10 protein-coding genes are annotated in these 12,338 nt (G+C 59.3%); 1 reads left to right on the top strand and 9 read right to left on the bottom strand.

Annotated features, from left to right (window positions below; translation table 11 throughout):
- Positions 1-36: 36 nt before the first annotated feature.
- The 8 genes from MKI88_RS15695 to rfbC form a co-directional block, all read right to left on the bottom strand.
- Positions 37-1,176 (bottom strand): lipopolysaccharide assembly protein LapB, encoded by a 1,140-nt coding sequence (locus MKI88_RS15695; RefSeq protein WP_241632340.1) that lies wholly within the window; start codon positions 1,174-1,176, stop codon positions 37-39.
- A 95-nt stretch (positions 1,177-1,271) separates the two neighbouring features.
- Entirely contained in the window at positions 1,272-3,590 is a 2,319-nt protein-coding gene (locus tag MKI88_RS15700) for a GumC family protein (RefSeq protein ID WP_241632386.1), read from the bottom strand.
- Positions 3,505-4,194, bottom strand: a complete 690-nt coding sequence (locus MKI88_RS15705) for a polysaccharide biosynthesis/export family protein (RefSeq protein ID WP_241632341.1) — start codon at positions 4,192-4,194, stop codon at positions 3,505-3,507. Before MKI88_RS15705 ends, MKI88_RS15700 begins: the two co-directional genes overlap by 86 nt.
- A 57-nt stretch (positions 4,195-4,251) precedes the next feature.
- A complete protein-coding gene (locus MKI88_RS15710; protein ID WP_241632342.1) occupies positions 4,252-5,643 on the bottom strand; it encodes an O-antigen ligase in 1,392 nt (463 codons plus the stop codon).
- 75 nt (positions 5,644-5,718) lie between these two features.
- Complete coding sequence (gene rfbA, locus MKI88_RS15715; RefSeq protein WP_241632343.1) at positions 5,719-6,594, bottom strand: glucose-1-phosphate thymidylyltransferase RfbA; 876 nt, start codon at positions 6,592-6,594, stop codon at positions 5,719-5,721.
- Entirely contained in the window at positions 6,591-7,487 is an 897-nt protein-coding gene (gene rfbD / locus MKI88_RS15720) for a dTDP-4-dehydrorhamnose reductase (protein WP_241632344.1), read from the bottom strand. The genes rfbA and rfbD overlap by 4 nt, the downstream gene beginning before the upstream one ends.
- Positions 7,488-7,492: 5 nt before the next feature.
- Positions 7,493-8,548, bottom strand: coding sequence for a dTDP-glucose 4,6-dehydratase (gene rfbB / locus MKI88_RS15725; protein WP_241632345.1), 1,056 nt, complete (start codon positions 8,546-8,548; stop codon positions 7,493-7,495).
- 10 nt (positions 8,549-8,558) lie between these two features.
- Positions 8,559-9,131 (bottom strand): dTDP-4-dehydrorhamnose 3,5-epimerase, encoded by a 573-nt coding sequence (gene rfbC, locus MKI88_RS15730; protein ID WP_241632346.1) that lies wholly within the window; start codon positions 9,129-9,131, stop codon positions 8,559-8,561.
- A 600-nt stretch (positions 9,132-9,731) separates the two neighbouring features.
- On the opposite strand from rfbC, the gene MKI88_RS15735 reads away from it, so the two are divergent.
- Positions 9,732-10,979, top strand: coding sequence for a site-specific integrase (locus MKI88_RS15735; RefSeq protein WP_241632347.1), 1,248 nt, complete (start codon positions 9,732-9,734; stop codon positions 10,977-10,979).
- Between the two features lie 342 nt (positions 10,980-11,321).
- On the opposite strand, the gene MKI88_RS15740 is transcribed toward MKI88_RS15735, so the two are convergent.
- Complete coding sequence (locus MKI88_RS15740) at positions 11,322-12,257, bottom strand: IS110 family transposase (RefSeq protein WP_241632387.1); 936 nt, start codon at positions 12,255-12,257, stop codon at positions 11,322-11,324.
- Between the last annotated feature and the right edge of the window lie 81 nt (positions 12,258-12,338).

Here is a 12,338-nt window from a genome sequence, read left to right on the forward strand (position 1 = left end):
TTCGCATTGCGCAACCTCCACAATCAGTCATCGCCCTCATCGCACAGGTCGGTGTGCCGGAAGGAGCCGGATCTGGTTGATCGAGCCTGCCACACCTGACACTGAGTCCGATGGACGGATGATCAATGTGAGCATCTGGGCCAAGCACCCTGCCGGCACGGTAAACCGACCCGAAAATGCGCCTTTCGCCTGTACGGAGTTTGGCATGACTACACGGCCGAGTTCACGCCCGTCGTGGCAGCTCAACATCCAATATGGGCGTGATCCTTCCGGTTGGTCGATCCCGTCGCTGTGCCCTTCGAGGCGATAGTCTCCTGGCGGAAGCATTTGCATCTGTTGGAGCGCGGGGCCGCCCACGCTGGCAGGTGCCGAAAAGTCGAAAACGCCACCTCGTTCGCCGGGCTGGATCAATGAACTGATGCCGTCGCTGTCGACCAGCACCCAATCGAACGGGGTTGGTATCGCAAGGTCGGCTTCGAAGCGTGGATCGCGGGACATGCGACGGTCAGCTTTTGATGCAATATCTGAGTAATAGTTCCAGGCTTCGGCAAATGAACCGTTCGAGATGAGTCTGTTGATCAGGCGCGCACGTGGCTCGTCCGTCACCTTGCCGCCGGCACGAGGCAGGCTCCGGAACAGGTTGACTGCTGCAGCCGGGTCGCTGTGGGCTGATATGTAAAGGGTCAAGCTTGGTCCCCAAACCGGATCGCTCGCGAGCGTCTGCGCCAAGGCTGCCCGGATCGCCGGATCGTCAACTGCCGCAGCCAGGACCGGGAACAGCAAATCGGGCGCGGTCCGCGAGGTGCGAAGCGCAATATCATATTGCCTCAGCGCGCCGGGAATGTCGTTGCGGGCGACGGCATCCTCAATCGCCCAGAGCTGTGTCTGGGACTCGCGACGCGATAGAGTATCGGCATAGGCATACAGGCGCCTGGCACCCGCCACATCGCCGCGAACCTGAGCGTTGAGTCCAAGCGTTATCACCGCGCGAACGGCGGTAGGATCCTGTCTGAGTGCCAGATGCGCGAGGCGGGTGGCTTCAGCAAAATCTGCTGCCGTCGAACTGGCCGTCACGAACGTCTGCGACAGGCGCGCTGTGATCCGCCCGTCATAGGGAGCCAGCGCATGCGCCCGCTCCGGACTTCCGGTCAGGATAGAGGCCAGGCTTTGGCTCACACCGATATAGCCTGCTGCTGCCGCAATCGCCGCAAGCAGCCCTCGAACGCCCCATTCGGTCGGGGATCGTCTCGAGGAAGCTCCGCGCCGTGGCATCAGCCAGGTGACGCCTTGGCATCGGCGTCGCGGCCATAGCCATAGCCGTAGTCATAGCCATAGCCGTAATGCGCCTTCTTGGCCTCGAACTTGGTCAAGATACCGCCAATGACGCGAGCGTTCGCACTGGCGAGTCGTCCAAGCGCAGTCTTGACCATGCTGGAACGGATACCATGGGACTCAACTGCATAGATGATGCCATCGACATGGCTGGCAATCAGCGGCGCGTCGGCGAGCCCCATGACGGGCGGGGAATCGATCACCACATGATCATAGGTCTCGAGCAGGCGGTTGATCAGCACCGATAGCCGGTTTCCAGTCAGCAGTTCTGCTGCGTTGGGAGGGATGGGGCCCGCCGACATGGCCGTGAAACCGAGATCGGCCATCGGGAAGGTGAGCGCCTCGATATTATCCTGGCCCGCGAGGAAGTTGCTGAGCCCCTGATCGTGATCAACACCACCCAGATGGTGCACCGAAGGCGAGCGCATATCGCCATCAACCAGAATTACCTTGCGCTGCGCGCGGGCGAGCGTCGTCGCCAGAGCCAGCGCGGTGGTGGATTTGCCTTCTGCAGGTCGGGTCGAGGTCACTGCAAAGGAACGCGGTACGCCATGTTCGGTCGTGAACCCGAGATTGGTTTGCACGGCGAGATATGCGTCGACCAGTTCCGACTTGCGATCGAGGAGCGCCTCCTTGGGCGTGCCGATTTCCAGCTTTGGCACGGAACCGAGCAATGGCAGGCCGAGACGCCGCTCGACCTCGGCCGGGTCGGCGATTGCTTCGTCGATCTGCTCGAGCCCATAGGCGGCGATCCCACCCAGGCTCAACCCTGCCAGCAGCGCTATGGCAAGATTAAGCAACAGGCGCGGACTCGACGGCTTCTGAGGCACGTCTGCGGGATCGACGATGGAGACATTGTTGACGCCGACACCGCCTGCGACACCGATCTCCTTGAACCGCTGAAGCAGACCGTCATAGAGAACCCTGTTGGTGTCCGCTTCCTGCTGATAGATATTGTACTGAATGCTGCGACGCCGCAGATCAAGATAGCTCGCCTTGAGCTTATCGACCTTGGTCTGCAAACCACGTTCGCGTTCTACCGCTTCCCGGTAGTCCGCAAGAAGCGAGCCGGATACCCGACCCTCTTCGCGCGCGATGGAGCGATCAAGCTGCTCGACCTGAGACTGGATGGCCTTGGCGGCTGGATATTCCGGCTCAAACTGCGTCATCAGTTTCTGATAGTCGGCTGCCAGTTCAGCGCGCTTCTGGCGCAGAGTATTGATCGCCTGGTTACGCAGGGCCTCGGTCGAGGCGCCTGCACGCCCCGCCTGCCGATACCGCGCTTCCATCTGGATGCGGTCTGCCGTTGCCTGAGACAGCGCTCCATTAAGTGCGGCCAGATCGTCGGCGACGATCGAACGTTCCGGAGTGATGCGGCCGTCGCCGCCAGATTCGGATGGCAGGTTGATGATCCGCTGCGCCGAGGCATAAGCAACCAGCTGTCGCTGTGATGCGTCGAGCCTCTCCTTCAGCTCCGCCAATTGCCGCTGCAGGACGTTGCGCCCATAGGACGTCGCCTGGATCTTGCGCTCCAGATTGGTCCGGATGAAATTCTCCGACCACGCATTTGCCACGCGAGCCGAAAAATCAGGATTGGGACTGGTGAAATGGATATCGACCAGCCGCGAAAGCCGCGTCGGTGATACGTCAAGATGCTTGAGCAAAATCTCACCTGCGATCCGCTGCCGCACCATGCGGCCAGATGCAGGATAGCGTCCGTTTGACAGCTCGAGCGCGGGCTCGCTGCGGGACTCGCCGAAGAGTTCGAAGAATTTGGGATCGTCTACCAGACGCAACTGTGACGCGACGCGCTCGGACAGCGAGCGCGATTTCAGCAGACCATATTGGGTCTGGTAGAATTCCTGGTCCGCGACGCTGACTTCCTGCTCCACACCCTGGAAGCTGGTAACCTTGCTCGATTCCCGCGAGATTTCGAGCGTCGAGGTGGCCGTATATCGGGGCGTCATGAGCAATGTCACGATCAACCCGAGAACCACGCAGGCAGCCACCGCGCCGAGGATGACATAGCGCCAGCGCATGGCAATGCGCATATACTGGCGGATGATCGGAATGCGCTCCGCCTCCAGCCCGCGCGGATCGGTGGAAACGGGGCGGGCTGCCGGGAAACCGCTGTGCAAGTTGGATACAACCGAATTCATAAAGTGGCGGGCCTTACTGCACGAGGGCGATGAGCGGCGCTGCCAGGAGCGGCGAAAGTGAAACGAAATCGCGGAAAAGGCGGCGCTCCGGGGAATCACCGACAACAATCACGTCATTGGCATAAATAGGCGGATCGTCATACGTCCCGCGGCGAATGGCATCCATATTGTACAGGCCCGCCATCTTCGCGCTGTTCACGGTACGGAGGATAACGACATCGTCTTCTCGCGCGAATTCGGAAAGTCCCTTGGCTGACGCGATAGCGCGCATCAGCGTCATCTGATTGGTGACAGGATAAAGGCCCGGTTCAACGACCTGTCCGTCAATTGTCACGACCTGGCTGACCGAGCTCTTGATATTGACGGTGACTTCCGGATTGCGGACATAGCGCCCACGCAGCGCGCCCTCGACTGCGCGCGCAAGCTCCTCCGCCGTTTTGCCGCGCGCATCAATCGTGCCCGCCAGCGGCATCGAGATACGGCCGCTGGCGTCGACCTGCATCTCACGGCTGAGGTCAGGCACATTGAAGACATCCACCTCTATGGTGTCGAGCGGCCCGATCAGCGACGGGCGGTCGGCTGCGGTCAGGTCGTTGCGATCCGGCGCAGGCAGAGCATCGCTATCTTTTATGACGGTCAGGCGCGAAGTGGATTCCAGCGGCGTCCTGCCTCCACACGCCGGCAAAGCGACCGCAATCAACAAAGCAGTACAAATCCTAAACATGCGCTCGAACGCTTCCTGACTGGATGGAGCCGAAGGCTATAAATCTTGGGCAGACCTGGGTAAAGCCGGGCCGGGGCGCTCGTCTACTCGATCGCTAAGCCATATGCCAGCCAGGATGATCATCGCCATGATCATCGGCGTGCGAGCCGGATAGTCGAGAATGCTGGCGATCATGACGAGCAACAACATTGCCGATCCCAGCTTCGGCAAGGCATGGCTTGCGCCGGAACCGGCACGCCACGCACGGACACTTGCCCACGCCCACCACAGCAGGACGGCGGCCAGCAACAGCACCCCCGGCAGCCCGGTATCGAGCACGATCTCCAGCAAGTCATTATGGGCATGATTCAAATAAAGGAGTGACAAAAGGTCAAAAGGCTCGTGCATGCGAAAAACCTGATCAAAACCTCCCAGTCCAGATCCCGCCGGGAAATAGAGGCGGATCATCTCAAGGATCGTCGGAAGCGCGCGACGACGCAAGTCCTGCCCCGCGTCGAGCTCCAGCACGCGATCGATCGAAACCGCCCGGTCCGCCGCGATGCTGATCAGTACAAAGATCGCGACCGCGCCGACAATACCAGCGATCAGCGCGGGAAATACCCAGCGCGGAGAACGGCCGATCGATCTTCTGATCCCCCGGCGCACCATGATCAGCCCAAGTACAAGCGCCAGAAGACCGAGCACCATCCCGGCGCGCGATCCGCTCGCAAGGATCGTGAGCGTGAACAAGAGCACCAACCCAAACGCCACCGGCCCGCGCCAATGGGGCTGACGCCCTTCCAGAAAGGCCCATACGGGCGCAAGCATGCAGCCAATAGCCAAAAAAAGAGCGAAGTGGTTTCGATTGGCGAAGGTGCCGCTGACCTGCCCGGGCGTGTCGTTGACCAGCAAATTGTTAAATCCGACACCCGAGAATTGCAGAAGACCGACAAGCGTGGTGGCAGCGATGAGGCCCAGCACAAAGCCAGGCAGCCACAATTTTTCCCGCTCCGTCAGGCTGGCGACAAGCACCAGTACAACGAAAGGCACGATGAGGGACGCCGCGGCATTCACGGTCGCTCCCGGAACGATCGACCAGGGGCGCCAGGGTTGGGGTTGCCCGCTTGCCGCAGCCGCTTCAGACAGCGCTGCACGGCCAGGCAGAGCCTGCCAGACAGCCGGAGGCAGCGGAACCAATTGCAGCAGCGCGAGCGCGCAGGCCGCAAACAGGAAGATCAGTACAGGCCTGCTCTGCCCGAAGGACGGCCGACTGCCCGCCAAGATTGCGACGATCAGCGCGGTCCACGCGGCACTACGCACGATCACCTGACCTGCCACGTCAGCGCGTGATGCGCCTCCCGCAATGAGCACCAGCCCCAGCAGGACAACCAGCAACAGAAAGGAAATTCCGGGCCTGAACAAGGGCGCGGGGCGAGGTTGCATAGCCATATCCGCTCCGCGTTTAACGCCTTTCCTTCAAAAGGAAACCATCACTGCCACCCCATGTGTAAGGCGTATTGGAACCTAAAGGGAGGCGTTCTCTACCGCGTGGAGAATCGCCTTGCCATAGTTGGTCTTCCTGAACAGTTCGCCCCGCTCACGCGCTTCTTCTGCAGTAATGAAGCCCTGCTGATAAGCGATCTCTTCGAGGCACGCGATCTGCACGCCTTGGCGGTGCTGGATCGTGCGAACGAATTCGCTGGCCTCAAGCAGACTCTCGTGCGTACCGGTATCGAGCCACGCATAGCCTCTGCCCATCTGTTCGACGTAAAGATCGCCTGCTTCCATGTAGAGCCGGTTGAGATCCGTGATCTCCAATTCTCCGCGTGCCGATGGCTTCAATCCCCGAGCGTACTCGACGACCCGGTTGTCATAGAAATAGAGGCCCGTAACCGCATAGCTGGACTTTGGCTTTACTGGTTTTTCCTCGAGGCTCAGCGCGCGGCCGTGCCTATCGAGCTCTACCACTCCGTACCGTTCGGGATCTTCAACATGGTAGGCAAAGACCGTGGCCCCGTGCTCGCGTGCGACCGCATTGGCGAGCAAGTCAGTCAGATGTGCGCCGAAGAAAATATTGTCACCCAGCACAAGTGCAACACTGTCGTCGCCAATGAAATCCGCGCCAATAGTGAAGGCTTGGGCCAGACCCTCGGGGCGCGGTTGTTCGGCGTAACTGATCTTTAGGCCGAGGGGAGTGCCATCATCGAATAGTCTCTGATAATTGTCGAGATATTCTGGCGACGAGATGATCAGTATATCGCGAATGCCCGCGAGCATCAGCACTGATAGCGGATAATAGATCATCGGCTTGTCATAGACCGGCAGAAGTTGCTTATTCATGGCAAGCGTCGCCGGATGCAGTCGCGTGCCGGAGCCGCCAGCGAGAATGATACCCTTCATACATCTGTTCCGATCAGTTCGTCGAGAATTTCGCTCAATGCAGTCTGCCAGGGGCGTGGCGTGATGCCATAGGCGGCGCGGATTGCGTCATGGTTCAGCAATGAATTGGCGGGGCGGCGCGCGGGAGTGGGATACTCAAACGTTGTGATGGGCTCTACCGTTGCAAACGGCCCGCCACGCGCCGCTGACTGGCGGAAGATTTCGGCGGCAAAGCCTGCCCAACTCACTGCGCCAGCATTGCTGAAGTGGAAGGTGCCAGTCGGTGCGTCTGGATCCTCGATCAACCGGACAGTGATCGTCATCAACGCGTCTGCGAGGTCGGCCGCGCTGGTCGGGCTGCCACGTTGATCGTCTACGACGCGAAGATGACCGCGCTCGGCGCCGACACGCAGCATTGTCTTGATGAAATTGTGCCCATGCGCACTCACGACCCAAGCGGTGCGAACGATGGCGTGGCGCGCGCCCGAGGTGCGCACCGCCAGTTCGCCGCCCAGTTTGGACGCTCCGTAGACGCCAAGCGGCGCGACCGGATCGCCGACTTCCCACGCGCCGGATTTGTCGCCGGCAAAGACGTAGTCAGTTGACACCTGAATAAGGGGGATTCCGGCCTGCGCACAAGCCTGACCGAATGCGGCGGGAGCCATCGCGTTCACGGCCCAAGCCGTCACAATATTCCCTTCCGCCTTGTCGACCGCTGTGTACGCCGCGCCATTGATAACTGCTGCCCAGTCGCGCGAGGCAATCATCGCAGCGATTGCAACTGGATCGTACAGATCGAGCGCGTCACGATCAGTGGCCACAATTTCCCAGCCTGAAGGCCAAGAGCATCGCTGCAATTCGATACCAAGCTGCCCGCTTGCTCCGGTGACGAGTATTGAGTGCATCGCCGCCATGACAATCAGGCTGCCAAGCCGCGACGCCGATCTGCCTGGCGCTCGGCCACTATCGGCTGCCACCAGTTCTTGTGCTCGAGATACCAGCGCACCGTCTTCTCGATTCCGGTCTCGAAAGTCTCCCGTGGCTCCCAGCCGAGCTCGCTCTTGATGCGCGTTGCGTCGATAGCATATCGCTTGTCGTGGCCCGGGCGGTCGGCGACATACGTGATTTGTTCGATGTAGGATTTTCCGTCATCGCGCGGCATGAACCGGTCGAGGATGGCACAGACAGTCGTCACAACCTCAATGTTCTGCTTCTCGTTATTGCCGCCGACATTATAGGTGCGGCCCGGCATGCCATTTTCGAACACTACCTGGAGAGCGCGGACATGGTCCTCAACATAGAGCCAGTCGCGCACCTGATCGCCCTTGCCATAAACGGGCAAATCTGCGCCTGCGAGCGCCTTCACGATCATTAGCGGGATCAGCTTTTCCGGGAAGTGATAGGGCCCGTAATTGTTAGAGCAGTTTGTGATCAGCACCGGCAATCCGTACGTGTGGCCCCATGCTGACACCAGGTGGTCAGATCCCGCTTTCGATGCAGAATAGGGCGAACGCGGATCATAGGGCGTGTTCTCGGTGAAAAAACCGTCATCTCCAAGAGAACCATAGACTTCATCAGTCGAAATGTGGTGGAAGCGGAATGCTTGTCTGGCTTCCCCGTCGAGCGCTGCCCAATAGGAGCGGGCCTCGGCAAGCATATTATACGTGCCGACCAGGTTCGTCTGGACAAAGGCACCGGGGCCATCGATCGAGCGATCGACATGACTTTCCGCCGCCAGATGGGTGATGATCTGAGGTTTGAATTCTGCAATCGCCGCACCGACGGCATCGGCATCGCAGATGTCTCCCTGTACGAAGCGGTAGCGATTGCTATTCGCGACAGGCTCGACTGTCGAGAGGGTTCCCGCATAGGTCAGCTTGTCGAAGTTGAGCACCTCATGGCTGGTGTTCTCGATCAGGTGGCGAACCAGCGCCGAGCCGATGAAGCCGGCACCACCAGTGACAAAAATCCGCATGATATTTCCTTTAGGTGAGCGGCGCGAGTGGGCGGCCGTCATAAGGGAAAGGACTTTCGAAGTCTGCGAGCAGTGGCAGTACCGCGTCCTTTGTAGAAAGTTCTGGCGTTACGCCCGACGGTATCAACCAGTCGATACCGATTGCCGCGTCGTTCCACCGGATGCCCCCTTCATGATCGGGTGCATAGGTGTCCGAACATTTGTACATGACTTCGCAGTCAGGTTCGAGCGTTACAAAGCCGTGTGCGAACCCGATTGGAATGAAGAGCTGGTGACCATTTTCTGCTGAGAGTTCGGCGCCGACCCATTGGCCATAGGTTGGTGAACCCTTGCGTATGTCAACGGCGACATCGAAGATGCGACCGCGTATGCAGCGCACCAGTTTGTCCTGCCCACGCCGTGGCGTTTGGAAGTGAAGCCCACGCAAAGTATAGCGCGGCACGGATAAGGAATGATTATCCTGCACGAAATGGCAGGTGATGCCGAGTGTCTCGAACTTTGGTGCCGAATAGACTTCGGTGAACCAGCCGCGCGTATCGCCGAAACGGCGGGGGGTTATTAACTGTACCGGACTTGTTAGCATGCGCATCTCGCTAGCGATCCAAGTAGTAATCCACAACACGAAAGAAGCGCTGGGAGGCCGTAAAATTTCGGTAACCAGTGTTTAAGATGGCAGTGGTGCTGGCGTGCTCGGCGGCTATTGCGGACCAGTTGTCACGGTCTTGCGGCACGAGGAGGTCAGTGGCGTAGTGGTTCCGCCATCGCGAGGGTGGCCGAACCCTTGTGGATCGGAGCCCAAGGCACTTGCCGTTCGACGATCTGCTGGATGTTCTCATCGCAGCCCGTCGGGGTTCCGGCCAATTGCTGCGGGCGCGGGTCAGCATGTACGCTACGCATTCGTAGCGTGTAGGGGTGAGCTCGACAGCTTTGGCCAGCCCTCCTCGAATCCAGTCGCTGCGGCCAATGAAGCTCAAAGAGATACAATATCCTGGTGAGCCGTACTGGATTCGAACCAGCGACCTACTGATTAAAAGAAGCATCGCCAAATAAAAATTCCGTCCATGAATGTGTGCAACTGTGCGTGTTCGTGTAATTTGTGCCTATATCGATTATGGAAAATATCGGTAGTCTTGAACTTATTGCAACCTTTTGTATCCTTGCTTCACGGTGTGTTGGTGAAGCGATGGCTCAGGCAATAACATTTACGGATGCAAAGCTGGCGGAGCTTGAGGCTCCCTTGACGGGGCAGGTTGAATTCAGGGACGCCAAGGTGCCGGGTCTCAGGATCCGCGTTGGAAAGACTGGTGCCAAGACGTTCATATTGCGCAAGCGTATTGGCGGAAAACTTCGCACCGTTTCGCTCGGCAGGCATAGTGCCCGCTTCAGACTTGCCGACGCGCGACGGAAGGCGCGGACGCTGCTGTCGGACATCGAGGCCGGTGTGGATCCGGCGATTGCCATTGTGCCGTTGAGGCAAGCCGGTCCGTTCCTGAACACAATCGAGAACCTCTGGCCGAGTTATCGGCATGCAAAGAGGCATCTGCGGTCGATCAACGAGATTGACCGGATCTTCAGAAAATATGTGCTCCCGCGGCTGGGCTGCCGGATGGCAGATACAGTGACGCGCAGCGAGATCACGCGGGCAATAGACGAGATTGCGTTGAACTCACCGGTTATGGCGCGTGCCGTTCATGCCCAGTTGCGCAGTTTCTACAGCTGGGCAATGCCACGACTTGACCGGCTTCCTGCCAACCCTTGTCGCGACGCGGGACGACCGCCGGCCCCAAAAGCCCGTGACCGAGTGTTGAGCCATGCGGAACTTGTGTCACTCTGGCGGATCGCCAAAGGCCAGCCCTATCCATGGGGCCCCGGCATTCAACTCTTGTTGCTAACTGGCCAGCGCCGCAGCGAAATCTTCGAGGCCGACAAGTCGGAATTTGACCTTGAGGCCGCATTGTGGACCATCCCACGCGAGCGCGCCAAGAATGATACGGAGCATCTGGTGCCACTTTCGCCCGCGGCCATCACACTCCTGAAGTCATTGATCGACAGAAGCGAGGCAACCAAACTCTTTCCTGCGCGCGGAAATCTGGCGCATGGGCCCGGGGGCCTTTCGAAAGCCGTCAACCGTATCAGGCGTGAGCTTGAGGCTGCCGCCGGCACTCCGGTGCCCCATTGGTCACTTCACGATCTTCGACGCACTGTTGCAACCGAGATGCAGCGGCTCAAGGTGCCCATGGAGGTCGTCGAAGCCCTGCTCAATCACATTTCCGGGTCACGCGCCGGCATTGTCCGAATTTATCAGCGTTATCGTTATCTGGATGAAAAGCGCGATGCGCTTCTTGCCTGGGCAGATGAACTGGTTCGCATTTGTGAAGGGGAGGAAAGGGGGGCGACGGAGGATTTAAAATGTATCAAACCAACGAATTGATACAGAATCAAAAGTCGCCCGTGCGACAGCTCTTTCCCACATTCGTTGCCGCACATCCAGCATTGGCTTCACCCGGAGACGCAAATCTACTCTGATTCATGTGTGGACGCCCCCTTTGGCAAGGGCTTTTATCGGGATGATTTTGATCGGTTGCTTTCATGTGTCCGGCCTATTTGTGCAGCGCAGTGTTTGCCGCTGGCCCTGATGGAAATCCGCCGGTGAGGTCCCTGATCAACGTGACGCGCTTTTGAGGCGCATTGAATCAGACGGGTTTTCCTCACCATTGGCTCGATCGTTACTCATCATCGACTGCCACTGCCAATTCGGGTGTTCCGTATTCCTTTAGGCTGCTAACTGGGGGCGATAGATCTCTTTCCGGGTGAGCACGACCCATGCGATCCGGGCCAGCTTATTGGCGAGAGCGACGGAGACGAGCCTGAAGGGCTTCTTCTCGGAGAGCCTTCTGATCCAGTCGGCCATGGGCGTTGGCTTGTCCTTGATGTGTCGCATGACGGCAGTGGCACCGACAACGAGCAGTCGGCGCAGATATCGATCCCCCTGTTTTGAAATGCCGCCAAGCCGAGTCTTGCCCCCTGTGGAATGCTGTTGCGGTGTCAGGCCGAGCCATGCAGCGAACTGCCTGCCCGAGCGGAATTGATCGGGATTGGTGACGGTCGCGGCAATTGCCGTTGCGGTGACGATGCCGAGGCCGGGGATTGCGACCAGCTTGCGACTGGCTTCGCTCTCGGCATGCCAAGCGATTAGCTGCTGGTCCAGGACCGTAATCTCACCACTAACAGTCATGATCTGACGGACCAGCATCTCTAGGGCGGTGCGGGCATAGGATGGCAGCGCATCCTTGTCGGCTAGCGCCAGCTCGGCCAGTTTCGCGAGGTTGGCAATGCCGGGGTTCGCGACGAAACCGAGTTCGGCCAGATGCGCGCGAAGAGCATTGGCGAGCATGGTGCGCTGACGAACGAGTAGGGACCGGGTCCGATGGGTCATGAGGATGCTCTGTTGCTCCACCGTCTTGACCGGCACGAACCGCATTGTCGGCCGCTGAACGGCCTCGCAGATCGCTTCGGCATCAAGCGCGTCACTTTTGCCGCGCTTCACATAGGCCTTCACGTATGATGGCGGGATCAAGCGAACTTCGTGCCCCATCGCCGCGAGCGTGCGCGCCCAATAGTGTGCCGTTCCGCAAGCTTCCACGCCGATCAGGCAGGGCGACAGCTTCGAGAAAAACGGCAGCATCTGCTTCCTGTGCAGTCGCTTCATCAGCGCTTCACATAGGCCTTCACGTATGATGGCGGGATCAAGCGAACTTCGTGCCCCATCGCCGCGAGCGTGCGCGCCCAA

This window comes from Sphingomonas sp. LaA6.9 (assembly GCF_022601895.1).
Lineage (GTDB): Bacteria > Pseudomonadota > Alphaproteobacteria > Sphingomonadales > Sphingomonadaceae > Sphingobium_A.

Excerpts from the sequence above, each read along its gene's own strand:
- rfbA (WP_241632343.1), bottom strand. The coding sequence starts at position 6,594 with ATGAAGGGTATCATTCTCGCTGGCGGCTCCGGCACGCGACTGCATCCG.
- rfbB (WP_241632345.1), bottom strand. The coding sequence starts at position 8,548 with ATGCGGATTTTTGTCACTGGTGGTGCCGGCTTCATCGGCTCGGCGCTG.
- MKI88_RS15740 (WP_241632387.1), bottom strand. The coding sequence starts at position 12,257 with ATGAAGCGACTGCACAGGAAGCAGATGCTGCCGTTTTTCTCGAAGCTG.
- MKI88_RS15710 (WP_241632342.1), bottom strand. The coding sequence starts at position 5,643 with ATGGCTATGCAACCTCGCCCCGCGCCCTTGTTCAGGCCCGGAATTTCC.
- MKI88_RS15735 (WP_241632347.1), top strand. The coding sequence starts at position 9,732 with ATGGCTCAGGCAATAACATTTACGGATGCAAAGCTGGCGGAGCTTGAG.
- rfbD (WP_241632344.1), bottom strand. The coding sequence starts at position 7,487 with ATGGCGGCGATGCACTCAATACTCGTCACCGGAGCAAGCGGGCAGCTT.
- rfbC (WP_241632346.1), bottom strand. The coding sequence starts at position 9,131 with ATGCTAACAAGTCCGGTACAGTTAATAACCCCCCGCCGTTTCGGCGAT.